This is a genomic window from Streptomyces sp. NPDC050147 (assembly GCF_040660195.1).
GTDB lineage: Bacteria > Actinomycetota > Actinomycetes > Streptomycetales > Streptomycetaceae > Streptomyces.
In genome coordinates this window covers 235,039-259,755 of the sequence record NZ_JBFALJ010000005.1, presented here as the reverse complement: position 1 = coordinate 259,755, position 24,717 = coordinate 235,039, and the positions used below count along the sequence as shown (strand labels likewise).

Sequence of the window (24,717 nt, the reverse complement as noted above, 5' to 3'; positions counted from 1 at the left end):
CGTACCGAGGGCCGTCATTACCTCCGGCGTAATCGCCCCCTCCCCGGCGGTGCGGAAGTATCGACGTCAGACGCAGGAACGCCCGACCGAGGAGTGAGAAGTGACCGCCAAGCCCTCCGCCACCGCCTCCACCGAAGACGCCACCCGCGCCGCCGTCCAGGCGTTCCTCCAGTACCGGCTGACGGGTGACAGCGAGGGCCTCACCGCCCTCTTCGCCGACGAGGTCGACTGGATGCTCGCCGAGAACCCGGGCGTGCCGTGGATCCGGCCGCGTGCCACCGCCGCCGACTGCGCGGCCCAGTCCGCCGAACTGGCCGCCCACACCGTCCCGGAGAAGGCCGGTGCCACCGTCGACACGATCATGGTCGACGGCGCGGACGCCGTGATCTTCGGTCAGTTGTGGGGCACCGTGCGCGACACCGGCAAGTCCTTCGAAGGCCCCTTCGCGCTGCGGCTGACCGTCGAGGACGGGCGGGTCACGCGGCACCACCTCTACGAGAACAGCCGCTCGATCGCCGACGCCTGCACCCCCTGAGCTCCCTGCAGCCCCTTACGACCCCACGATCGTCGTCAGGAACTCCCCGACCCAGCCAAGCAGTTCCCGCCCGACCAGCGGCTTCCCGCCGACCTTGGCCGTCTTCGGGCGCGGCACCAGGAGCTGGTGGGCGTTCGCCTTGATGACCGTGCCGGGGTAGAGGCGCTTGAGCCTCAGCTCCTGCGACTCCCGCAGCTCCACCGGGGCGAACCGGATGTTGTTGCCCTGCAGCACGATCTCGCCGACGCCGCACGCACGGGCCAGCATGCGCAGACCGGCCACCAGGAGGAGGTTCTCCACGGGCTCCGGCAACTTGCCGTAGCGGTCGGTGAGTTCCTCCCGTACGGCCTTGACGTCCTCTTCGCTGCTCGCCGAGGCGATCGAGCGGTAGGCCGCCAGGCGCAGCCGCTCGCCGGGGGCGTAGTCGTGCGGGACGTGCGCGTCGACCGGCAGCTCGACCTTGACCTCCAGCGGCGGCTCCTCCTCCACGCCGCCCTCCAGGGACGCGCGGTAGTCGGCCACGGCCTCGCCCACCATGCGTACGTAGAGGTCGAAGCCGACGCCCGCGATGTGTCCCGACTGTTCGCCGCCCAGGAGGTTGCCCGCGCCGCGGATCTCCAGGTCCTTCATGGCCACGTACATGCCCGCGCCCATCTCCGTGTGCTGGGCGATCGTGGCGAGACGCTCGTGGGCGGTCTCGGTCAGCGGCTTCTCCGGCGGGTACAGGAAGTACGCGTAACCGCGCTCACGGCCACGTCCAACACGGCCGCGCAGCTGATGGAGCTGGGAGAGGCCGAAGTTGTCGCCACGCTCGACGATCAGCGTGTTGGCGTTGGCGATGTCGATGCCCGACTCGACGATCGTCGTCGAGACCAGCACGTCGAACTTCTTCTCCCAGAAGTCCACCACCACTTGTTCCAGGGCCTGTTCGGACATCTGGCCGTGGGCGATGGCGATGCGGGCCTCGGGGACGATGTCGCGGAGCCTGGCCGCCGCGCGGTCGATGGACTCGACGCGGTTGTGGATGTAGAAGACCTGGCCCTCGCGGAGCAGTTCGCGGCGGACGGCCGCGCCGATCTGCTTCTCCTCGTACGGCCCGACGAAGGTCAGGACCGGGTGGCGCTCCTCGGGCGGCGTGGTGATGGTCGACATCTCGCGGATGCCGGTCACGGCCATTTCGAGCGTACGGGGAATGGGGGTGGCCGACATGGTCAGGACGTCGACGTTGGCGCGCAGCTTCTTCAGCTGCTCCTTGTGCTCGACGCCGAAGCGCTGCTCCTCGTCGACGATGACCAGGCCCAGGTCCTTGAACTTGGTCTCGGAGGAGAAGAGGCGGTGCGTGCCGATGACGATGTCGACCGAGCCGTCGCGCAGGCCCTCCAGGGTGGCCTTGGACTCCGTCTCCGTCTGGAAGCGGGACAGCGCCTTCACCTTGACGGGGAACTGGGAGTAGCGCTCACCGAAGGTGCCGAAGTGCTGCTGCACGAGCAGCGTCGTCGGGACCAGGACCGCGACCTGCTTGCCGTCCTGGACCGCCTTGAACGCGGCGCGGACCGCGATCTCCGTCTTGCCGTAGCCGACGTCGCCGCAGATCAGGCGGTCCATGGGGACCGTCTTCTCCATGTCCTCCTTGACCTCGGCGATGGTGGTGAGCTGGTCGGGCGTCTCCACGTACGGGAAGGCGTCCTCCAGCTCGCGCTGCCAGGGCGTGTCGGGGGCGAAGGAGTGGCCGGGGGCGGCCATGCGGGCGGAGTACAGCTTGATGAGGTCGGCGGCGATCTCCTTGACCGCCTTCTTCGCGCGCGCCTTCGTCTTCGTCCAGTCGGCGCCGCCCAGGCGGTGCAGGGTGGGGGCCTCGCCGCCGACGTACTTGGTGATCTGCTCCAGCTGGTCGGTGGGGATGTAGAGCCGGTCGCCGGGCTGGCCGCGCTTGGCGGGGGCGTACTCCACGACGAGGTACTCGCGGGTGGCGCTCTGGACGGTGCGCTGCACCATCTCGATGTAGCGGCCGACGCCGTGCTGCTCGTGGACGATGTAGTCGCCGGCCTCCAGGGTCAGCGGGTCGATCGTCTTGCGGCGGCGCGCGGGCATCCGCTGGCCGTCCTTGCCGGCCGCTTTCTGGCCGGAGAGGTCGGTCTCGGTGAGTACGGCGAGCTTGAGCGCGGGGTCGATGAAGCCGTAGTCGATGGAGCCGCAGGACACGTGTACGAGCGAGGGCGTGAGCTCGGCGAGGTCCCCGTCGAGGCGCGCCGCGATGCCTTCGCCGCCGAGGACCTCGACGGTGCGGGCGGCGGGGCCGTGGCCCTCGGTGACGTAGACGGTGCGCCAGCCGTCGGCGAGCCAGCCCTTGGTGTCGGCGAGCGCCTTGGCGGTGTCGCCGCGGTAGGTCTCGGTGGCGTGCATGCCGAGCTTGAGGGTGTCCTGGCCCAGGTCCTCGTCCGCCGCGAAGGGCGACACGGACCACCACATCATCCCCAGGTCACGGGCGTGGTCGCGGACGTCCGCGATGCCCCAGAGGGAGGCGGCGCCCACGTCGATGGGGGCGTCCCCGCCACCGGCGGTCGCCGCCCAGCTGGCCTGGAGGAACTCCTGCGAGGTGGCCACCAGGTCGGCGGCGCGGGTGCGCACGCGCTCGGGGTCGCAGACCACGGCCATGCTCTGCTCCGGCAGGACGTCGAGCAGCAGCTCCATGTCGTCGACCAGGACCGGCGCGAGGGATTCCATGCCCTCGACGGCGATGCCCTCGGCGATCTTCCCGAGGAGTTCGCCCAGCTCGGGGTGGGCCTCGGCGAGAGCGGCGGCTCTCTCCCGCACCTGGTCCGTGAGGAGCAGCTCGCGGCAGGGCGGGGCCCACAGGCCGTGGGCGGCGACTTCCAGGGAGCGCTGGTCGGCGACCTTGAAGTAGCGGATCTCCTCGACGTCGTCGCCCCAGAACTCGACCCGGAGGGGATGTTCCTCGGTCGGCGGGAAGACATCCAGGATGCCGCCGCGCACGGCGAACTCGCCGCGCTTCTCGACCAGCTCCACGCGGGAGTACGCGGCTGCGGCGAGGGCCTCCACGGTCTCGTTCAGGTCCGTGCTCTCCCCGGTGCGCAGGGCCACGGGCTCCAGGTCGCCCAGGCCCTTGACCTGCGGCTGGAGGACCGAGCGCACGGGGGCGACGATGACGGAGACGGGGCCGGTCTCGGGGTCGTCGGGGCGCGGGTGCGCGAGGCGGCGCAGGACGGCGAGGCGGCGGCCGACGGTGTCGGAGCGGGGCGAGAGGCGCTCGTGCGGGAGCGTCTCCCAGGAGGGGTACTCGACGACTCCGTCCGGCGGCAGGATCGTCCGCAGGGCGGCGGCCAGGTCCTCGGCCTCGCGGCCGGTCGCCGTCACGGCGAGGACGGTGCGGTCGGTCTCGCGGGCAAGAGCGGCGACCGCGAAGGGGCGGGCGGCGGGCGGCCCGACCAGGTCCACGTGGGCGCGGTTGCCGCCGGTGGCGGCTTTTACCGCTTCGGCGAGGGCCGCGTCCTTGACGACGGCGTCGAGGAGTCCGTGCAGGCTCATGAAGGGGAATCCCGTCCGGGGTCCGAGGGGTGGGCAACGCGAACCGCCCGACACGAGTGACGGGCCGGGGGGCCTCCAGCGTACGACTCACGGCGGAGAGCCGCTGGCCGTCGGGCTCCGCCCCAGGCGGGCGCCGTCGACGGGCTGAATCCGACCGAGCACGCCGGACGGGTCGGGGGTGCCCAGAGTACGTCGCCGACGCTCTCGTCACCCGATCGAGCGACTGACGGCACGCAGGGCCGAGCTTGCGGTTCTGTACATGAGCGAGACGCTGCCCATCATTGAGGCCTACGCCCGGTTCGACCCCCTGGTCCGCCGGACGTCGAACGCCCGTGAACGCATCACCATCACGGACCAGGGCCGGGCCGTGGCGATCTTCATCAACCCCGCGGAGCTCGCCGAACTCGACCGGACAATGGCCCGGCTCCGGCGGAATTCCACCGGAGCCGGGCCATTCTCCTGCGCCCCCCAGCGGGAGCGCCCCCGCACCCCCGTAGCGGGAGCTATTCGGTAGCGATCGCGTTCAGCACGTTCATCCGGCCCGCCCTGAAAGCGGGGACCAGCGCCGCGAACAGGCCCACGAACGCCGAGCCGATGAAGACCGTGATGATCGTCGGCCAGGGGATCTCCAGGACCTTCAGGCCCTCCAGGGCCAGCAGCTTCTGGGCCGTCGCTCCCCAGCCCATGCCGAGGCCGAGGCCGAGCAGTGCGCCGAAGAGGGCGATGACCACCGACTCCAGGCGGATCATGCGGCGCAGCTGGCGGCGCGAGAGGCCGATCGCCCGCATCAGGCCGATCTCACGGGTCCGCTCGACCACCGAGAGGGCGAGGGTGTTCACCACACCCAGGATCGCGACGATGATCGCGAGACCGAGCAGGCCGTAGACCATGTTCAGCATCTGGCCGACCTGGTCCTTCAGCGTCTGCTTGAAGTCGGTCTGGTCCATGACCTTGTACTGCGGGTAGTCGGACATGGCCGCCTTCAGCGACGTGTACGCCGCGTCCTGCTGGCCCTTCTCCGCCTTGGCGAACATGATCTCGTTCGGCGGCATGCGGTCGTCGGGCACGTACTTCGCCGCGGTCTCGATGTTCACGTACATCGCGCCCGAGTCGATCGAGGTCTCGCTCGACGTGATCGCCCGTACCGTCATCTCGCCGGTCCGGCCGTGGTCGAAGGCGAGCTTCACCTTGTCGCCGACGGTGATCCCGTGGTCCTTGGCGAAGTCCTCGCCGACCGACATGGAGTCCGGCTTGTAGGCGTCGGTGAGCTTGCCGGCGACGGTCTCGCTGCGCAGGTCCTCGGCGTACGTCGCGTCGGCGGCGCTCAGGCCCACGCCCTTGGCGGTCTTGCCGTTCGGGGCGGTCAGGTCGGCCTTGATGTCCTTGTACTGGGTGATGTGGGCGATGTGGTCGGCCTTCTCCAGGGACTTCGCGGCCTTCGGGGTGATCGCCTGGCCGTTGTCGGACTGGATGATGAAGTCCGCGCCCACCGACTTGTCGAGCTCGTCCGTGGCCGACGCGACCATCGAGGAGCCGACCACCGAGAGGCAGGCGACCAGGGCGAGGCCGATCATCAGGGCCGCGCCGGTGGCGCCGGTGCGGCGCGGGTTGCGCAGGGCGTTGCGCTCGGCCATCCGCCCGACGGGGCCGAACCACCGCAGGAGTACGGCGCTGATGACGCGGACCACGCCGTTGGCGAGGACCGGGCCGATGACGACGAAGCCGATGAGGGTCAGGACCACACCGCCGCCGAGGAAGAGCGAGCCCTCGCTCGCCTTGTCCGCCTGCGAGGCGGTGTAGAGGCCGAAGGCGCCGGCGCCGGTGAGGACCAGGCCGATGACCGCGCGCAGGAAGCTCGCCTTGCCGTCGGACGGTGTTCCGGCGTCGCGCAGCGCTGCCATCGGGGAGACCTTGGCGGCGCGCCGTGCGGGGAGGTAGGCGGCGAGGACGGTGACGACGACGCCGAGGACCATGCCCACCACGGGAGTCGTCCACTTGACCGTGAGGTCCTGCGTGGACAGTTCCATGCCCATGCCCGACATGAGCTGCATCAGGCCGACGGCGAGTCCGACGCCCGCGCCGACTCCGAGGATCGAGCCGATGACGCCGAGCAGCAGCGCCTCGGCGAGCACGGAGCGGTTGACCTGCTTGCGGCTCGATCCGATGGCGCGCATCAGGCCGATCTCGCGGGTGCGCTGGGCGACCAGCATCGAGAAGGTGTTGATGATGAGGAAGATGCCGACCAGGAAGGCGATCCCGGCGAAGCCGAGCATCGCGTACTTCATCACGTCGAGGAAGCCGCTGACGCTCTCGCGGCCGTCGTCCGAGGTCTCCTGCTGGGTCTTGACCTTGTACGCGGAGGCCTCGGCGCCCATGGCCTCGCCGACGTTCCGCTTGAGCTCCGCGTCGCTGACACCCTGCTCGGCCGTGACGTTGACGTGCGTGAACTTGCCTGTCGCGCCCAGGAGTTCGCGCTGTGCGGTCGCGGTGTCGAAGTAGACGATCGCGGCGCCGGGGTTGGTCACCTTGAAGGTGGCGATGCCGGAGATCCTGGCGGTGTGGTCGCCGGCGACGGCGATGGTGCGCAGCTCGTCACCGATCTTGAGGTGGTGCTTGTCCGCGGTGTCGGCGTCGACCATCACGTCGGTGGGCCCGCGCGGGGCGTGTCCCGAGGTGATGTCCATCGAACGCAGGTCGTTGTGCGTCCAGTTGCCCGCGATGGTCGGACCGCCGCCGGACGGACCCACGTTCTCCTTCTCGGAGTTGACGACGGTGACGGCGGTGCTGCTGACCGCACCCTCCGCGGACTTCGCGCCGTCGGCCTTCTTCGCCTGCTCGACGGCCGAGGCGGGGATCGACTCCGGCCTGCCGCTGTCGGGCGTCTCGCCCGAGTCCTCGGCGTTCTTGTCGGTCACGGTGACGTCCGCGGACGTCGCGGCGAAGAGCTTGTCGAACGTCGTGTTCATCGTGTCGGAGAAGACGAGCGTGCCGCAGACGAACGCCACCGACAGGACCACGGCCACGGCGGAGAGCGCCATGCGGCCCTTGTGCGCGAAGAAGTTGCGCATCGAGGTCTTGAGGACGGTCATGACGTACGCCCCCGCGCGTCGAAGTCCTTCATGCGGTCGAGGACACTCTCGGCGGTCGGCGAGAACATCTCGTCGACGATCCGGCCGTCCGCGAGATACAGCACCCGGTCCGCGTACGAGGCGGCCACCGGGTCGTGCGTGACCATCACGATGGTCTGGCCGAGCTCGGTCACCGACTTGCGCAGGAAGCCCAACACCTCCGCTCCCGCACGGGAGTCGAGGTTTCCGGTCGGCTCGTCACCGAAGATGATCTCCGGACGCGCGGCGAGCGCGCGGGCCACCGCGACACGCTGCTGCTGGCCACCGGAGAGCTCGGTCGGACGGTGCTTGAGACGCCCCGCGAGGCCGACGGTCTCCACGACCTGATCCAGCCAGCCGCGGTCGGGCTTGCGGCCCGCGATGTCCATCGGAAGCGTGATGTTCTCGATGGCGTTGAGCGTCGGCAGGAGGTTGAACGCCTGGAAGATGAAGCCGATCCGGTCCCGGCGAAGCTGCGTGAGCTTCTTGTCCTTCAGGCCGGTGATCTCGGTCTCGTCGAGGTAGATCTGCCCGGAGGACACGGTGTCCAGGCCCGCGAGGCAGTGCATCAGGGTCGACTTGCCGGAGCCGGAGGGGCCCATGATCGCGGTGAACTGCCCGCGGGCGATGTCCACGTCGATCTCGTCGAGCGCGACGACCCGGGTCTCCCCGGACCCGTACGCCTTCACGACCTGGCGCGCCCGTGCCGCCACGGCCGTACGCCCTCCAGTGCCCCCGTGCCTGGGAATGGTTACAGCCGATGTCACGGTAAGTCTCCTAAGTCGGTTACGCGGTGGATCAGGTGTGCTCAGGTGGTCTTGAAGGTGTTCTCAGGCGTGTTCGCTACGCATAAAGAGTCTGGTCGTCCGACGGCTCCGGCGCCCTGGTGCCCAGCGCAGTCTTCTGCTGGGGAAAACCCCACCCCCGAGGGGGTGGCTGGTCCGACCCGAAGGTGCGTGGGCCCGACCTCGTCGGCATAAAGCCAATCTAAGAAGCGCCCGGGGCCTTCTCGTCCTCCGGCAGTACGAACGCTCCCCGGTCCGTAGTACGGAGGTTCCCCTAGGGGATCTCCACCCGCCGGTGGAGCCTTTCTCGGGGTCGCTCCACCCTCCTGCCGAGCGGACACCGCCCCACCTGCCGCGATGCTCCGCGCCCCTGCCCCGGACGCCCGCCGGGTGAGAAGGTGACCCGGAGCAATTAGATGCAGGGGGAAGGGATCTCGGTGAACGCGGACGGCACACCTTCGGGCACGGACGACCGGCGGCGGCGCGGCCCCGTCGTAGCCGCCCTCATGCTCGCCATGGCGCTGGCGGCCCTGGACGCCACGATCGTCTCGACCGCCATCCCGCAGATCGTCGGCGACCTCGGCGGCTTCTCCGTCTTCTCCTGGCTCTTCTCCGGCTATCTGCTCGCCGTCACCGTCACCCTGCCCATCTACGGCAAGCTCTCCGACACCTTCGGCCGCAAGCCCGTCCTCATCGCGGGCAGCATCCTCTTCCTGATCGGCTCGGCCCTGTGCGCCGTCGCCTGGAACATGGGGGCGCTCATCGCCTTCCGCGTCGTCCAGGGCCTGGGCGGCGGAGCGCTTCAGGGGACGGTGCAGACACTGGCCGCCGACCTCTATCCCCTCAAGGAACGCCCCAAGATCCAGGCCAAGTTGTCCACCGTATGGGCCGCCTCCTCGATCGCGGGGCCCGCACTCGGCGGGCTGATCGCCGCATACGCCGACTGGCGCTGGATCTTCCTGATCAACCTGCCCATCGGGGCGGTGGCGCTCTGGCTGATCGTCCGCCACCTCCACGAGCCGGAGCGCGAGCAGGCCACCCGCGGGCGCACCGACTGGGCGGGCGCACTCGCCGTCTTCGCCTGCGGCGGCGTCCTGCTCACCGCGCTCGTACAGGGCGGCGTCGCCTGGGGCTGGCTGTCCGCGCCGTCACTCGCGTTGTTCGCGGGCGGACTGCTGCTCGCGGCGGCCGTCGTGGTCGTCGAGCGGCGCGCGGCGGAACCGATCATCCCCGGCTGGGTCTGGCGCCGGCGCACCATCGCCGCGGTCAACCTCGCCCTGGGCGCGCTCGGTCTCCTGATGGTCGCGCCCACCGTGTTCCTGCCGACGTACGCCCAGTCCGTGCTCGGCCTCGCGCCGGTCGCCGCCGGGTTCGTGCTCTCCGTGATGACGCTGAGCTGGCCGGTCTCCGCCGCCCTGAGCCAGCACGTCTACCGCAGGCTGGGCTTTCGCGACACGGCGCTCATCGGCATCGGCGGGGCGGCGCTCTGCCTCTTCGCGTTCCCGTTCCTGCCCTATCCGGGGCAGGCCTGGCAGCCGGCGCTGATCATGCTGCTGCTCGGCGCGGCACTCGGCCTCTTCCAACTGCCGCTGATCGTGGGGGTGCAGTCCACCGTCGGCTGGTCCGAGCGCGGCACGGCCACCGCCTCGATCCTCTTCTGCCGCCAGATAGGCCAGACCCTGGGCGCCGCGCTCTTCGGGGCGGTCGCCAACGGAGTGCTCACGTCGAAGCTCGGCGGCGCCGGCTCCCTGGACTCGGTGGCACACGCCCTGGAGGACCCGGCCGCGGTCGCCGACCCCGAACGGCTGCGCCGGGCGGTCGACTCGGCGGTCGACACGGTGTACGTGGGAGCGGGGTGCGCGGCGGTGATCGCACTCCTCGTCCTGGTGTTCCTCGCGCCCCGGCGGTTTCCGGTAATCGGGGTGGAGTCCCCGGAGAACGGGACGGAGAGCGGGTCGGGAAACGGGGAGGTCAGCGCCCCTGAGAGTGGCGAGAACACCGAACTCGCCCCGCGCGAAAGCCCCGTGAACAGACCGGCCGACTAGACCGACCAACCAGTATGCGCAAAACCCTCCGCGGTTCTCCTACTTACAAGTAGCGTGCTCGATCCTCACCTCTCGCTCCCTGCGGTCCCGCACCGGACCGACGCCGCGCAAGGAGAACCGGGATGCCCTACCCTGACCAGCCCCAAAACCCGCACCACCCGCAGCGCCCGCACCACCCTCAGCAGGGCCGACACGCCTACGGTCCCCCCGCCGCTCCCCCCAACTCCGCACCCCCGTCGCCCTCCTCCCCCTCGTACCCCACCTACCCCTGGCAGCCCGTCGCGCCGCCACCTCCCCCACCGCCCAGAAGGCTCCCCCGCCACCCCGCGCTCGGCCGCCACAGCGACCTGCGCCACCTGCGCAGCGCCTACCGCCGGCAGCGTCGCGTCGCCACCCTCACGGCTCTCGGCTACTTCACGCTCTTCCTGATCCTCTCCGCCTCCGCCCCGTCCCTGATGACGGACACGGTCTCCGGCGGCCTGACCACCGGCCTGCTGCTCGGCCTGTGCCAGGTGCCCGTCACCCTGCTCGCCATAGGGCTGTACGAGTACACGGCCCGCCGCAGGGTCGACCCGATGGCCGAACGGCTGCGCAAGCTCGCGGAGTTGGAGGCGAACCGATGAACTCCGGCCTCGCACCGGCGAGCCCCGGCGTCACCCTGGCCGCCGACTCCGCACAAGCCATGTCCCTGGTGGCGTTCACCGCCGTCGTCACCCTCACGCTGCTCCTGTGTGTCATGACGGGCCCGGACCGCGACAACCTCGGCGAGTTCTACACCGGCTACGGCGCCCTCTCGCCGATGCGCAACGGTCTGGCCATCGCGGGCGACTACATCTCGGCGGCGACCGTGCTCGGCACCGGCGGAATCATCGCCCTCCTCGGGTACGACGGTGTCGTCCTCGCCCTGAGTACGGCGCTGTCCCTCATGCTCCTGATGTTCCTGCTCGCCGAACCCCTGCGCAACGCGGGCCGGTTCACCATGGGCGACGTACTGGCACGCCGGATGCCCGGCCGCGCCGTACGCGTCACCGCCTGCGCGGCGACACTCGCCGCGCTCATCCCCCTCATGCTGGTGCAGCTGGCGGGCGCGGGCGACCTGCTCTCCTTCATCCTCGGGTTCTCCGGCGAGGGCGTGAAGACGGGATGCGTCGTCGCACTCGGCGCACTCATGATCAGCTACGCGGCGATCGGCGGCATGAAGGGCACGGCCCTCATCCAGATCCTCAAGATCGTGATCCTGCTCGGCTCCGGAGTGGTCATCGCCGCCCTGATCCTGCACCGCTTCGACTGGGACTTCGGCGCGCTGCTCGCCGCCGCCGAGCGGGGCAGCGGGGCAGGCCCGGCCTACCTCCAGTCCGGCCTGCAGTTCGCGGGCGGCCCCCACCCCGGCCTCGACATGATCAGTTCGGAACTGACGGTGGTACTCGGCGGCGCATGCCTCCCCCATGTGACGATGCGCATGTACACGGCGCGCAGCGCGCCCGAGATACGCCGCTCGATGTCCTGGGCGGTGTCCTCGGTGGCGCTCTTCGTCCTCATCATCACGATCGTCGGCTTCGGCGCGACGGCGATGATCGGGCGCGCGGCGATCGCGAAGGCGGACCCGCAGGGCAACACGGCCTATCTGCTGGGCTCCAAGGCCGTGTTCGGCGCGCACGCCACGACGTTCGAGACCCTCCTCTTCACGACGGTCACCACGGCGATCTTCCTGACACTGCTCGCCTCGGTCGCCGGAATGATCCTCGCCTGCGCCAACTCCCTGGCCCACGACGTCTTCGCACACCTGAGCCTCCGCAAGGAGCTCACCCCGCGCCGCGAGATGACACTGGCCCGCGTCTCGGCGCTGGCCATAGGGGGCCTCGCGATCGCACTCGCGGTCATGGTGCAGCACCACAACCTGCAACCGCTGGTCACCCTCTCCTTCTGCCTGGGCGCATCGGCCCTCGCCCCGGCCCTCGTCTACAGCCTCTTCTGGCGCCGCTACACGCGCAGGGGCCTCCTGTGGACCCTGATCGGCGGCACCCTCGGCTCCGTCATCCTCATGACGGGCACCAACCTGGTCTCGGGCGCCCCCACCTCGGCCTTCCCGGACCACGACTTCAACTGGTTCCCCTTCACCACCACAGGCATCGCCTCCATCCCCCTCGGCTTCCTCCTGGGCTGGCTCGGCACGGTGTCCTCGGGCCCGAGGGAGTCGGAGAAACAACGCAGGCGGTACGAGGCGGTGGAGGGCTGGATCCTGGCGGGCATCAAGCGGGGGTAGGCGGGTGGACGGGCGGACGGGGTGCGACCAGGGGCCCTAGGGGGCGCCCTCCTCCGCCGCCGCCCGTGCGGTCAGCGCGGCGAGACTGCTTCGTACGTGCTCCATGTGCGCCCGCACCTCGTCCCACTCCTCCCCGTGCTCCCGCAGCATCCGCTCGGTCTCCCTGGCGATGCCCTCCTCCCGCACCCTCGCGGCGGCGACCAGCTCGGCGCCCTTCGCCTCCGCGTCCTCCTGCCCGTGCCGGGCGGACTCCTCCGCCTGGGCGAAGGCCCGCTTGGCCTCGGACAGGCGCGCCTCGGCCGCGGCCACCAGCGCAGCCTCCCGCGCCTCTGCCTCGGCTTCCCGGGCGGCGATCTCCGCCTCCGCGGCCTCCCAACGCTCGGCCTGCTCCTTCTCCTGCTCCTCCAGGAGCGCGGCGCTGCGCTGCCGCATCTCCCGCAGTGCGGCCAGGGCCTCACCCCGCCACTCCTTCACGTCACGGCGGGCCGCGATCCGCGTCTCGTCCGCGCTCGCGCGGCAGGCGAGCAACCGCTGCCGGGCCCGCTCGTCGGCCTCGCCGAGGGTTTCGTCGGCGTACGCACGAGCAGCCTCACGGACCTCCCGGGCCTGCGCCTCGGCCGCCTCCGTCGCGCGCCGCGCCTCGGCCTCGGCCGACTCCCGTACGGCCGCGGCCTCCGCCTCGCTCAGGGCGAGAATGTTCCGCGCGCGTTCGCTCAACGTCTCGTACGTCTGAGGGGCGAGGCGCGAGACCACGTCCCGCAGCCGCTCCGCCTCCGCCTCCATCTCCTTGGCGAGGACGGTGAGCCGGGCGGCGCGTTCCCACGCGTCGTCGCGGTCCCGGGACAGATCGAAGGCGTACGCGTCCACCTGCTCGGGACGGTAACCACGTCCGCGCACGGCGACGAAGCCGTGCTCCGACGCCGTAGCACCGCTGCTCATCCTGAATCCCTCCTCCGACGCACCACGCGCGTACTACGCGATTGGCGCACATCTTGATGGATCAAGCGGAAGTACCCATAACGCGACACTCCGCTCATCTCATCCACTCAAGGATGCGCTATTCCTGCCGGAAGTCGGAATCAGAGCCCGGGAAACGGCGAGGCGCTCGTCCCCGGCGGGGTCGAGCGCCTCGTATGCGTATGCCGCCACCCCCGCAGGGGCGGAGGTCAGAGCAACCCGTCCCACATCTGCTCGAGCAGCACCGACCACCAGCTCTCCGGCGAAGCCAGCGCCGCCGGGTCGAGCGCGGCAAGCTGGGCCTGGAAGTCGACCGTCCAGCGCCCCGCCTGCTCCTGGTTCAACCCGAACCGCAGCCGCCACATGCGGCCGAGCAGCGCCAGGCAGCGCGCGAACTCCGGCAGCCCCGTGTTCACGAACTGCGGCGGCACGGGCGCCCCGCCGGGGCCGGCCTCCACGGGCACGGCGACGATGTTCGCCGTGCCGTACTGGACGCAGATCGCACGGCCGAAGTCACTGCCCATGACCAGGTACGAACCGGCGTCCGACGCCGGCTGCACCCCGCGCTCCTGTGCCGTCTCGGCGAGGGTCGGCACCGGACGGCCCGGCTGGGCCTGCGCCCAGAAGAACGGACCGAAATCGACCGGCAGGCCCGCCACGACGAGCGTGTGCGCCACCAGATCGGGCACCCCCTGCCGGGAGACCGCCCGCTGGTCGAAGCGGAAGACACCGGGCCCGAACGCGCCCACCAGCTCCTGCGCCACACCCTCCGGCGGAATCGGCGGCGCGGGCTGCACCTGCGGCAGCGGCGCGCGCACCGGCGCCGGGCGCGCCGGGCCGTCCGCGACCTGGTGCAACTCGGCCTGATGCGCGATGAGCTGCTGCATGCCCCCCTGCCGGGACCCGTGATCCCTGCCGTACGGAGCGATGCTCGTGATCCGCGCCTGCGGCCAGGTCTCCCGGATCATGCGGGCGCAGTAGGCGCCCGGCAGCTCGCAGGACTCCAGCTCCGTGTGGAGTTCGAGCACCTGCTGCGGCGGCACGTTCATGCCGCGCAGCTCGTGCAGGATCTGCCACTCGGGGTGCGGCGTGCCGGGCGCCGAGCGGCGGATGAGCTGCTGCTCGGAGCCGTCCTGCGCGCGATAGCGGAGTACGGCCTGGTAGCCGGGGCCGACGGTCGGCTGCCCTGTGGGCGGCTGCGGGTAGCCGTAGGGCTGACCGGGGCCGGGCCCGCCCGGCGCCGGGGGCGGCATGCCGGGGGCGCCCGGAGCCTGCGGGGGCATGGGCGCGCCGGGGCCGCCGACCGCGGGTCCGGCCAGCATGGTCGCGGCGTGGTGGACACCACCGCCGGGTGCGCCGGGTGCGCCGGGAGCCGCAGGAGGCTGAGGTGCGCCGGGAGCACCCGGAGCGCCGGGCGGGCCGGGAGGCTGCGGGGCACCAAGAGCGCCCGGCGGCTTGATCCCACCGGGACCGCCCAGGCTCGGGTCCGCCAGCATCGTCGCCGCATGGTGCACACCACCGGCAGGCGTACCCGGAGCACCGGGCGGGCCGGGAGGCTGAGGAGCACCCGGAGCACCCGGAACGCCGGGCGGGCCGGGAGGCTGAGGAGCACCAGGAGCGCCCGGCGGCTTGATCCCGCCAGGACCGCCCAGGCTCGGGTCCGCCAGCATCGTCGCCGCATGGTGCACACCACCGGCAGGCGTACCCGGAGCACCGGGCGGCTGCGGCGCGTTCGGAGCCGCGGGCGGCTGAGGTCCATCGGGGCCGAGCGCCGAGACCAGCTGCGTCGGGACGTAACCGCCCGCCGGGGTGCCCGGAGCACCGGGACCGGACGGCGGCGGCGTACTGCCCGGCGGCATGCCGGGGGTCCCCGGGGCGCCGGGAGGCGGCGGGGTGACCGCACCGCCACCACGGGCACCGCGTGGCGGCGCCTGCGCCTTGCTGGTCGCGGCGTCGGCGATGTCCCCCGCGCCGGAAGGCACGGAGTGCGCGGCGGCAGCCGGAGCCGAACCCTGCGGATAGCCGTACGCGGAGGGGTCCGGAGCGCTCGCGCCCGGAGGCGGCGGCATGTTCACCGCGGCGCCCGCGGGCGGCGGGGGCAGGTTCGGCCCCGGAGCGGCCGGAGCCTGCGCGCCCGGCCCCTGCGGATAGCCGTACGCGGACGCGTCGGGACCACCGGGGCCCGCGGGGGGCGGCATGTTCGAGCCGTCGAGTGCGGGTGCCACCGTCGTCGACGGAAGGCCGCTGCCGCCGTGCATCAGCGCGGTCTTGGCCTCCGGCGCCACACCGGGCGGCGGCGTGTCGTCGTCACCACCGACCAGCGGCGGCGCGAACACCGTCGCGGGTGCGGGCACCGAACGGTCGTCGCCGGAGTCCGCGTTGGTGTCCGTACCGGCCCACGGGGTGGCCCCGACGGGGTCACTCGACGCCCCGGCCGCGGGCCACGGCGTACCGCCACCGGGCGCTTCGGGTGCGGCTGACTCCGCAGGCGCGGGCGCGGGTGGCGTCGAACTGCCGTATCCCACACCCCCGATGGACCCGCCCGACACAGACGGGGCAGAGGGGGCAGGGGAGGCAGGGGAGCCGGACGGAGCGGAGGAAGCAGACGGAGCAGGTGACGCAGGCGCCTCGTCCGACGGCTCCACACCCGCGGACGACTCACCCCTGCGATCCGGGATGCCCAGCTTGTCCGCCGCCTCCTGGAGCCACTCCGGAGGGCTCAACAGGAACGACGTCTGATTCAGATCAACCCGCTCCGGCGGGGCCGGCACCGCGTCCTGAGGCACCGCTTCCGGGGCGCCGTACTCCTCCTCGTACCGGCGGATCACCTCACCGACCGGCAGCCCCGGCCAGAGCGTGGCGTCGCCGCTGTCCCGCGCGATGACGAGCCGCTGACGGCCACCGTCGGACACCGGACCGTTCTCACGGTCCTCCGCCCACACGACGAAACCCAGCTCGAACTCCCGTACCCGCACCTCACGATGCTGGTATCCGGGCACATCGCCGTTGATCCACTCGTCGGCGCGCTCCTGCGCCTGCGCGAAGGTCACCATCGACAACTCACTCCCCCACCGGGACAGCGCGCGCGAAGCCGCCGTCCACCATCAGGTTCGCCACGGTCTCCAACTCCGGCGGATTCCCCGCGAGCCGGGACAAGAACGCGTCGAAGTCGTCACCGCACGGCAGCAACAATCGCTGCACCCGCTCGGCGGGCTGCCAGCCCGCCGTCTCCGAGACGTCCCGGGCGTCGTCGTACGCGCAGAACCACACCGAACCGATCCGCTCGCCCCTCACCTTCACGGCGAGGATGCCGCCCTGCACGAAACCAACTCCCAGATAGTCCTTGGTGAGATGGTCGCGCAGGCATTTGTTCACGTACACCAAGTCATTGACCGCGGCCTCGTCCCGCACCGTGAAGAACGGCTGGTCGATCAGGAGGCCGAGCTCCGCGTCGAGCGCCGTACCCACCGGCGCGCAACCGCCCGCCGCCTTCAGGAAGGAACGGTAGGCGCCAGGCAGCCGGTAACCCAGCTCCTCCTCGGCGCCGAGGATCTCCTGCTCGCTCACCGCGACCGCCGACTTCGGCAGCGCGAGATGCGCCGGGCGGGTCTCCTGAAGCGGGCGCGTACCCCTCTTGTCCTGGTCCACCGGCGTCGTCGCGAGCCCGCCGTGATGCCGCAGGAGCGCCTTCACCTCCACCGGGACCAGCTCAAGACGCCGGCCCCCCGGCACGTGGTGCCAGGTCCAGCCGTGCGGAGTCGCCACCGGCAGAATCGTGTCCCACAGGTCATGCTCCGCCGCGGCCATCGCCGCGTTCGCGGAGACATAGTCCGTCAGGCGCAACTCGTCGACACCGAAGCCCTCCGGAGGCTCGGCGATCTCGACGGCCGCACGCGCGTAGGCCGAGAAGTCCGGATAGCCGCGCTCGTCCACGCGCACGCCTCTGGGATGGCGCGTGGCCCGGACCGGATCCGGGAAGTGCACGACCTGCCCGGCGTAGGCCGCGTTCGGCGGTGCGGCCTGCTGCCCCAGCCGACCTGTCGTCATGGCGGTTGCCCCCTGCGGCACTGTTAATGGTTTCGCGGATCGCTGTGCGTCGATTGTGCGTACTTCGTCCTGCGTTCCGCGGTCTGCGGATGTCGACAGCCTATGCGTAAGGACGACACCGGTCACCGGGCCTCCGGTTCCATGACCTGCAGCCACCGGACCGTCACCGTCCGCCGAAAGCCGGGCGTGTCGCGGTGCCCCAGCTTCCGCACCACCCGCCCCGTTTGGCAGGCTGTCCCCGCAACGCGGGGGCGTGGCACACGCGGTCACAGCCGCGAGTTGCGGGGAGGGAAGCACCACCATGCACACGGCACAGACCGGTACGACCGACAGCACCACGGCCACGACAGCACCTTCGGCGACCGCCGAGCACCCCACCGGCACCGGAGATCCACGCGTCGGCTGGAGCAGCACGTCCGCCCACGCGCCCACACTGCGCCAGCGCCGCGACGGCATACTTCCCACCGTCGCCGCCGCACTCTCCGTCCGCGGCGCGACCCTCACGAGCACCGCGGGCCGCGGCGAAGAACCGCCCGCTCTGCACCCACTCGTACAGGACTTCCTCGACACCCTCACAAGCGGTCAGCGCGAACGCTTCACCGGACGATGCGCCGAAGCCATCCTCATCTCGCGCCACCTCACGACGGCCGACAGCAGCCGCTCCAAACGCGCCGCACGAAAACCCATGACCAACGGCGAAGCCCGCAAAGCCCTCAAACACGCCAAACTCACCACCCGCCGCATCCGCGAGGACGGCGACCCCCTGCACGGCGGCTTCGCCCGCCCCTGCCGCTCCTGCACCGCCCTCGCAGCGCACTTCGGCGTACGGATCGTGGAACCCCCGACACCCGAATCCTGACCCCCACCACCGAACCGCTGACCCCGAACCGCGACGAGGGCCCATGCACACCGAACAGCACACGCACCACCCCACGCACACCCACCAGACCGCCGCCTCACCCCGCTTCCCCGTCCCCGTCGACGCCGCCCTGCGCGCCGCCGGCTGGACCCCCGGACGGTGGGACATAAAACAGGCCGAGATCTGGGCCGACGTCCTGCGCCGCCACACCTCACCCGCAGGACACCAGCACGCCGTCTTCCCCGCCGCCGTCGAAGCCTGGGCCGAGTTCGGCGGACTGCACATCACCCCACAGGGCCCCGGCCGCCACATAGCGCCCGCCGCCGTACACCTCGACCCCCTCTACGGCCTCCACCTCGCCCGCACCCTCGGCGACCTGGGCCGCGCCCTCGACACCGAGGTGTGCCCCATAGGAGAGGAGACCGAGACCCAGGCGCTCCTGGCCATCGACGCGCTGGGCCGCGTCTACAGCCTCGACCACAGCGGCGACTGGTACCTGGGCGCCCACATCGACGAAGCCCTCGCCACCCTCACCTCCGGCACACAACCGGAACGCCTCAAGGCGGGCTGAGAAGAAAACACCTCAGGGCGGGCTGAGAAAAACCCGGCAACAGAACCTAGGCGGCCGCGGGCAGCACCGCCGACACCCGGAACCCACCCGCGTCCGTCGGCCCCGACACGAACACCCCACCCAACGCGACGACCCGCTCCTTCATCCCCACCAGACCATTGCCCCCACTGGGCAACCGGGCGTCCCCCGGACCGGCCTCCGGCGGCGGCTCGTTCTCCACCTGCATCGCGATCTCCGCACCGCGATGCGCCAGCCGCACATACGTCTTGGCGCCCGCGGCGTGCTTGTGCACGTTCGTCAACGCCTCCTGAACCACCCGGTACGCCGTCTGCTCGACATCCGCCGCATACGCGCGCGAATCACCCTCCACGGACAGAACCACCGCCATCCCCGCCGCACGAGACTGCCCCACCAGCTCATCCAGCTCCGCCAGACACGGCCCGTCCTCGTCCACCGCGCGCGAGGCGGCAGCAGCGGCCGCAAACCCCACAGCCGCCAACGGCACCGCGTCCGAGACCGACCCGTGCCGACCCCCCGCGGCCGGCGTCGGCTCCCCGGTCCGCAGCACACCCAGCATCTCGCGCAGCTCCGTCAGCGCCTGCCGCCCCATGTCACCGACCAGAGCGGCGTTCTTGACGGCCTTCTCAGGGTCCTTCCTCGCCACAGCCTGCAACGCGGCAGCATGCACCACCATCAGACTCACCCGATGAGCGACCACATCATGCATCTCCCGCGCGATCCGGGTCCGCTCCTCATTACGCGCCCACTCCGCCCGCTCCTCGGCGCGCTCCGCGAGCAGCTGCAACTCACCCTTCAAACTGTCGGCACGCTCCCGCAGACTCTCCATGAGCCGCCGCCGCGCCCCGATGTACAGCCCCAGCAAGATCGGCGGCGTGGTCAACCCGATGGACGTCATGATCGCGATGAAGGGTATGAACCCCTCCGCGAACCCCAGCTCCCCGCTCTCCATGTCCTGCCGAGTCCGCACAAGGGTCACGATGAGCGTCCCCAGCAACGACATCCCGGCGAGCGACCCGATGATCCGCCGAGGCAACTCGGAAGCGGCCAGCGTGTAAAGCCCGACGACCGTCAGGAAAATCCCCATCTGCGCGGGCGTGATCGCGATGGAAATCAGCACCACGGCAATCGGCCACCGCCGCCGCAACACCAGCGAAGCCCCCGCCAACACCCCGAACGCGACCCCCACCCCCGTGGGGACCCCCGTATCCCCCGCGAACGTGATCCCCTCGGCAGCGCACTCCGCCGCCGACGCCAGCGCAATCCCCACATCCAGCACGGCACTACGCCGCCGCTCCCACCACCACGGCCCGGTCACGGCCGCTCTGTGGTTCTCCCCCGTCGTGGTCATGCCTTCCAGCCTACGGGCGACAAGCCCTCCTTTTCCGGCGAGTTTCCGGCTCGGTGATCGAACGCACGCGCTGACCATCGCGAAACGAAACGGCCCGAATTCCCTCGAACTGGCGAACCGCTCCGGGTTCCCGGCCGGAGGTTCGCATTCCGGACAAGGGTCGTCGCATGACGGAAATCACGAGCAAGTACGCCGACTTCGAGGGACTGCGGGAGCGGGCGATCGCGTTACGGCGGGAGGGGCTGAGCCGCCGCCAGATCCGCGACCGGCTGCACGTCGACAACAACGACATCCTGAACCGCCTCCTGGAGGGCGAGCCAGCCCCGGAGTGGACGAAGCGTCCGAACGCGAAGGACGACCTACGGGAGCGGGCGCGGGAGCTGCGGGTCAAGGGGCTCACGTACGACCAGATCCAGGTCGAGCTGGGCTGCTCGAAGAGTTCGATCTCGCTGTGGGTACGGGATTTGCCGAAGCCGGAGCGGCGGGACCCGTCAGAGCAGGCGAAGCTGGCGGCGCGGAAACGGTGGGAGCACGAACTTGCGGTCCGGGATGAAGAGCGCAAGCGCACCAAGACTGCGGCAGCCCGCCAGATCGAGGCGATGTCCGACCGTGAGTTGCTCGTTGCCGGAACCGCGCTCTACTGGGCGGAAGGCATGAAGGACAAGTCGTACGACCGACGAGAGAACGTCCTCTTCGTCAACAGCGACCCGGGTGTCATACAGCTCTACCTGGCATGGCTGAACCTGCTGGACGTGGGACCGGAGCGACTGAAGTACCGGGTCATGATCCACATGACGGCCGACGTCGAGGCTGCTGAGCGCTACTGGGCCGACTTGGTCGGCGTCGACGTCTCCACCTTCCAGAAGACGACTATCAAGAAGCACAACCCCAAGACAGTCCGGAAGAACGTGGGCGACGGCTATCGCGGCTGCCTTGTGATCCGGGTTTCCCGGAGCGCCGAGCTCTACCGTCGCATCGAAGGCTGGTGGTCTGGCATGGTGGTGGAGGCCGGGCGGCATACCGCGTAGGCTGCTCCCGCCATCCCCTGTGGTGTAATTGGCAACACCCGGCACTTTGACTGCCGTATTCCAGGTTCGAGCCCTGGCGGGGGAGCAGACTTCCGGGTCCTGACCGCAAGGTCAGGACCCGCCCTCATTTCCGCCCCACAACGCCCCGGTATCCTGCGGATGTCCACTCCCCGCACATCCGAAGCCGAAGGGCACCCCCGTGAGCGCCAACAGCCCGGCAGCCGTCGTCGTCCTTGCAGCGGGTGAGGGCACCCGTATGAAGTCGGCCACTCCCAAGGTCCTGCATGAGATCTGTGGGCGTTCCCTCATCGGGCACGTGCTCGAAGCCGCGTACGCGTTGAGCCCGGAGCGCCTCGTCACCGTCGTCGGGTTCGCCCGCGAGCAGGTCATCGCGCACCTCGGGACGATCGCCCCGGACGTCCGCACGGCGTACCAGAGCGAGCAGAAGGGCACCGGTCACGCCGTCCGCATCGGTCTGGACGAGCTCGGCGGTGCCGTGGACGGGACCGTGATCGTCGTCTGTGGGGACACTCCGCTGCTGACCGGTGCGACTCTCCAGAAGCTGGCCGAGACGCACACCGGTGACGGCAATGCCGTGACCGTGCTGACCGCCGAGGTGCCGGACGCGACCGGCTACGGCCGGATCGTGCGGGACGGCGAGAGCGGCGCGGTGACCGGGATCGTCGAGCACAAGGACGCCACTCAGACGCAGCGTCTGATCCGGGAGATCAATTCCGGTGTGTTCGCGTTCGATGGGCAGCTGCTCGCGAAGGCGCTGGGCAAGGTGCGTACGGACAACAGTCAGGGTGAGGAGTACCTGACCGATGTTCTGGGGATCCTGCGGGAAGCGGGGCATCGTGTGGGCGCGGCGGTCACCGTGGATCATGAGGAGATCGCGGGGATCAACAACCGCGTGCAACTGGCCGCCGCTCGGCGCACCTTGAACGACCGGCTGCTCACCGAGGCGATGCTGGCCGGTGTCACGGTCGTGGACCCCGCCTCGACGTGGGTCGACGCGACGGTGACGTACGAGCAGGACGCGCTGGTGCATCCGGGTACGCAGCTGCAGGGGTCCACGCATCTGGGTGAGGGTGCCGAGGTGGGGCCGAACTCCCGTCTGAGGAACGTCAGGGTGGGCGCCGGGGCGCGGGTGGACAACACGGTGGCGTACGACTCCGAGGTGGGGGAGCAGGCGAGTGTCGGTCCGTTCGCGTATCTGCGGCCGGGGACGCGGCTGGGCGTGAAGGCCAAGGCGGGTACGTACGTGGAGATGAAGAACGCGACGATCGGTGAGGGGACGAAGGTTCCGCATCTGTCGTACGTGGGTGATGCGACGATCGGTGATTTCACCAACATCGGCGCTGCGAGCGTGTTTGTGAATTACGACGGTGAGGCGAAGCACCACACGACGGTGGGGTCTCACTGCAAGACGGGTTCGGACAACATGTTTGTGGCTCCTGTCACTGTTGGGGACGGGGCTTATACGGCGGCGGGTTCGGTCATCACGAAGGATGTTCCGGCGGGTTCGCTGGCTGTGGCCCGGGGGCAGCAACGGAATATCGAGGGTTGGGTGGCGCGCAAGCGTCCGGGCAGTGCGGCTGCGCGGGCGGCGGAGGCGGCGTCCGGGGAGTCCAGGAATTCGGCAAGCGGAAGCTGACCGGAAACAGGTGCGTCGTACACGGCGTACCGTGATAGGTGCACACCATTTCGGCCGACTCAGCGCTTCGGACTGTGATTTTCCGGAGCGTGTGAGGACGGCAGCGGGAAGAACTCGTCTGAGGAGACTAGTGCTGTGACCGGGATCAAGACGACCGGCGAGAAGAAGTTGATGCTCTTCTCCGGCCGCGCCCACCCCGAGTTGGCCGAGGAGGTCGCACACAGGCTGGGTGTCGGCATCGTGCCGACGAAGGCTTTCGATTTCGCCAATGGCGAGATCTATGTGCGGTACCAGGAGTCGGCTCGTGGCGCGGACTGCTTCTTGATCCAGAGCCACACGGCTCCGATCAACAAGTGGATCATGGAGCAGTTGATCATGATCGACGCGCTGAAGCGCGCGTCGGCCCGCTCCATCACCGTGATCGTGCCGTTCTACGGTTACGCGCGCCAGGACAAGAAGCACCGCGGCCGTGAGCCGATCTCGGCCCGTCTGGTGGCGGACCTGATGAAGACGGCGGGCGCGGACCGCATCCTCACGGTCGACCTGCACACGGACCAGATCCAGGGCTTCTTCGACGGTCCGGTCGATCATCTCTTCGCGCTGCCGGTCCTCGCGGACTACGTGGGCGCGAAGGTCGACCGTTCGAAGCTGACGGTGGTCTCCCCCGACGCCGGCCGTGTCCGGGTCGCCGACCGCTGGTGCGACCGTCTGGGCGCGCCGCTGGCGATCGTGCACAAGCGCCGCGACAAGGACGTCGCCAACCAGGTCACCGTGCATGAGGTCGTGGGTGACGTGGAGGGCCGCGTCTGTGTCCTGGTCGATGACATGATCGACACGGGTGGCACGATCTGCGCTGCCGCGGACGCGCTGTTCGCGCACGGCGCGGAGGACGTCATCGTGACGGCCACGCACGGTGTGCTGTCCGGTCCGGCGGCCGACCGTCTGAAGAACTCCAAGGTGAGCGAGTTCGTGTTCACGGACACGCTGCCCGACCCGGGTGACCTGGAGCTCGACAAGATCACGGTCCTGTCGATCGCGCCGACCATCGCGAACGCGGTGCGTGAGGTCTTCGAGGACGGTTCGGTGACGAGCCTCTTCGACGAGCAGGCGTAGCTTTCGCGGGCTCGCCGGTACGACTACGGAAGATCGATTTCTGAGGCGGCCTCCCCGCCGGGTAGACTCACGGAGTTGCTCGGCGAGGGAGGCCGTACTCATTGCAGTACGGCGGTCCGTTATCGACGCGCTCTTCGTAGCAGGCCAGTCGTGGCCGGGTGACCGACTCTGTTCCGTCACCACTTTTACGAGGAGTGCACATGCCCGAGGTGAAGATCTCCGCCGAGGTCCGCAGCGAGTTCGGCAAGGGTTCCGCCCGCCGTCTGCGTCGCGCCGACAAGCTGCCCGCCGTTGTGTACGGCCACGGTGCGGACCCCGTCCACATCGCCCTGCCGCACCACGGCACCCTGATGGCGCTCAAGACCCCGAACGTCCTGATCAACCTGGACATCGAGGGCAAGAGCCAGCTGGTCATCCCCAAGGCCGTCCAGCGTGACGCCGTGCGTACCGGCATCCTGGAGCACGTCGACCTGCTCCTGGTCCGTAAGGGCGAGAAGGTCAACGTCGACATCTACGTGCACACCGAGGGCGAGCTCGCCCCGGGCGGCAACCTGCTCGAGCACGTGCTGAACGCGCTGCCCGTCGAGGCCGAGGCCACGCACATCCCGGAGTCGGTCACCGTCTCCATCGCCGGTCTCGAGGCCGGTGCGACGGTCCTCGCCAAGGACATCACGCTGCCCGCCGGCACGACCCTTGCCGTCGAGGACGACACCGTCGTCCTGCAGGTCCTGGCCGCGCAGGCCGAGGAGGCCGCCGAGAGCGCCGAGGGCGACGCCGCCGCCGAGGCCTGAGCCTCGACCTTGCTGGACTGAGCTCCTGAGCTCGACTCTGCCGC

Annotated in this window: 18 protein-coding genes and 1 tRNA gene; 12 read left to right on the top strand and 7 right to left on the bottom strand. The window is 70.3% G+C overall.

The annotated features are described in order from the left end of the window. Positions 1-100: 100 nt before the first annotated feature. Complete coding sequence (locus AB0I94_RS11375) at positions 101-535, top strand: nuclear transport factor 2 family protein (RefSeq protein WP_363309250.1); 435 nt, start codon at positions 101-103, stop codon at positions 533-535. A 15-nt stretch (positions 536-550) separates the two neighbouring features. Here the strand turns inward: AB0I94_RS11375 and mfd are convergent, their stop codons facing one another. Further along, the gene (mfd, locus tag AB0I94_RS11370; protein WP_363309249.1) at positions 551-4,081 is read right to left on the bottom strand and encodes a transcription-repair coupling factor; all 3,531 of its coding nucleotides are present in this window, start codon (positions 4,079-4,081) and stop codon (positions 551-553) included. A 259-nt stretch (positions 4,082-4,340) separates the two neighbouring features. On the opposite strand from mfd, the gene AB0I94_RS11365 reads away from it, so the two are divergent. Next, on the top strand, positions 4,341-4,595 hold the full coding sequence (locus AB0I94_RS11365; protein ID WP_363309248.1) for a type II toxin-antitoxin system prevent-host-death family antitoxin: 255 nt from the start codon (positions 4,341-4,343) through the stop codon (positions 4,593-4,595). Here AB0I94_RS11365 and AB0I94_RS11360 read toward each other — a convergent pair. After that, positions 4,585-7,170, bottom strand: coding sequence for an FtsX-like permease family protein (locus AB0I94_RS11360; protein ID WP_363309247.1), 2,586 nt, complete (start codon positions 7,168-7,170; stop codon positions 4,585-4,587). The genes AB0I94_RS11365 and AB0I94_RS11360 overlap by 11 nt on opposite strands. After that, positions 7,167-7,955 carry an ABC transporter ATP-binding protein gene (locus AB0I94_RS11355; protein WP_363309246.1) on the bottom strand — a complete coding sequence of 263 codons (789 nt, stop codon included), beginning with the start codon at positions 7,953-7,955 and terminating at the stop codon, positions 7,167-7,169. Before AB0I94_RS11355 ends, AB0I94_RS11360 begins: the two co-directional genes overlap by 4 nt. A 434-nt stretch (positions 7,956-8,389) precedes the next feature. Here AB0I94_RS11355 and AB0I94_RS11350 point away from each other — a divergent pair, with 434 nt between their 5' ends. The 3 genes from AB0I94_RS11350 to AB0I94_RS11340 all read left to right on the top strand — a co-directional run bounded on the left by AB0I94_RS11350 (position 8,390) and on the right by AB0I94_RS11340 (position 12,281). Continuing rightward, entirely contained in the window at positions 8,390-10,018 is a 1,629-nt protein-coding gene (locus AB0I94_RS11350; RefSeq protein WP_363309245.1) for an MFS transporter, read from the top strand. Positions 10,019-10,140: 122 nt separating this feature from the next. Next, positions 10,141-10,641 (top strand): DUF485 domain-containing protein, encoded by a 501-nt coding sequence (locus AB0I94_RS11345; RefSeq protein ID WP_363309244.1) that lies wholly within the window; start codon positions 10,141-10,143, stop codon positions 10,639-10,641. Continuing rightward, on the top strand, positions 10,638-12,281 hold the full coding sequence (locus AB0I94_RS11340) for a cation acetate symporter (RefSeq protein WP_363309243.1): 1,644 nt from the start codon (positions 10,638-10,640) through the stop codon (positions 12,279-12,281). Before AB0I94_RS11345 ends, AB0I94_RS11340 begins: the two co-directional genes overlap by 4 nt. Before the next feature lie 36 nt (positions 12,282-12,317). Here the strand turns inward: AB0I94_RS11340 and AB0I94_RS11335 are convergent, their stop codons facing one another. The 3 genes from AB0I94_RS11335 to AB0I94_RS11325 all read right to left on the bottom strand — a co-directional run bounded on the left by AB0I94_RS11335 (position 12,318) and on the right by AB0I94_RS11325 (position 17,285). Beyond that, positions 12,318-13,220, bottom strand: coding sequence for a cellulose-binding protein (locus AB0I94_RS11335; protein ID WP_363309242.1), 903 nt, complete (start codon positions 13,218-13,220; stop codon positions 12,318-12,320). A gap of 227 nt (positions 13,221-13,447) precedes the next feature. After that, the gene (locus AB0I94_RS11330; RefSeq protein WP_363309241.1) at positions 13,448-16,291 is read right to left on the bottom strand and encodes an SUKH-4 family immunity protein; all 2,844 of its coding nucleotides are present in this window, start codon (positions 16,289-16,291) and stop codon (positions 13,448-13,450) included. A gap of 7 nt (positions 16,292-16,298) precedes the next feature. Then, the gene (locus AB0I94_RS11325; RefSeq protein ID WP_363309240.1) at positions 16,299-17,285 is read right to left on the bottom strand and encodes an SMI1/KNR4 family protein; all 987 of its coding nucleotides are present in this window, start codon (positions 17,283-17,285) and stop codon (positions 16,299-16,301) included. A gap of 301 nt (positions 17,286-17,586) precedes the next feature. Between AB0I94_RS11325 and AB0I94_RS11320 the strand changes: the two genes are divergently transcribed. Next, entirely contained in the window at positions 17,587-18,144 is a 558-nt protein-coding gene (locus AB0I94_RS11320; RefSeq protein ID WP_363309239.1) for a YwqJ-related putative deaminase, read from the top strand. A 43-nt stretch (positions 18,145-18,187) separates the two neighbouring features. Continuing rightward, complete coding sequence (locus AB0I94_RS11315) at positions 18,188-18,715, top strand: SUKH-3 domain-containing protein (protein ID WP_363309238.1); 528 nt, start codon at positions 18,188-18,190, stop codon at positions 18,713-18,715. Between the two features lie 46 nt (positions 18,716-18,761). Here AB0I94_RS11315 and AB0I94_RS11310 read toward each other — a convergent pair whose 3' ends face one another. Continuing rightward, complete coding sequence (locus AB0I94_RS11310) at positions 18,762-20,084, bottom strand: histidine kinase (protein ID WP_363309237.1); 1,323 nt, start codon at positions 20,082-20,084, stop codon at positions 18,762-18,764. A gap of 167 nt (positions 20,085-20,251) precedes the next feature. Between AB0I94_RS11310 and AB0I94_RS11305 the strand changes: the two genes are divergently transcribed. The 5 genes from AB0I94_RS11305 to AB0I94_RS11285 all read left to right on the top strand — a co-directional run bounded on the left by AB0I94_RS11305 (position 20,252) and on the right by AB0I94_RS11285 (position 24,673). After that, a complete protein-coding gene (locus tag AB0I94_RS11305) occupies positions 20,252-21,112 on the top strand; it encodes a hypothetical protein (RefSeq protein ID WP_363309236.1) in 861 nt (286 codons plus the stop codon). A gap of 13 nt (positions 21,113-21,125) precedes the next feature. Then, positions 21,126-21,197, top strand: a tRNA-Gln gene (locus AB0I94_RS11300). Positions 21,198-21,311: 114 nt separating this feature from the next. Then, positions 21,312-22,769 carry a bifunctional UDP-N-acetylglucosamine diphosphorylase/glucosamine-1-phosphate N-acetyltransferase GlmU gene (gene glmU / locus AB0I94_RS11295; RefSeq protein ID WP_363309235.1) on the top strand — a complete coding sequence of 486 codons (1,458 nt, stop codon included), beginning with the start codon at positions 21,312-21,314 and terminating at the stop codon, positions 22,767-22,769. Positions 22,770-22,904: 135 nt separating this feature from the next. Further along, entirely contained in the window at positions 22,905-23,882 is a 978-nt protein-coding gene (locus AB0I94_RS11290; protein WP_363309233.1) for a ribose-phosphate diphosphokinase, read from the top strand. Between the two features lie 200 nt (positions 23,883-24,082). Next, positions 24,083-24,673 (top strand): 50S ribosomal protein L25/general stress protein Ctc, encoded by a 591-nt coding sequence (locus tag AB0I94_RS11285; protein ID WP_363309232.1) that lies wholly within the window; start codon positions 24,083-24,085, stop codon positions 24,671-24,673. Positions 24,674-24,717 lie beyond the last annotated feature (44 nt).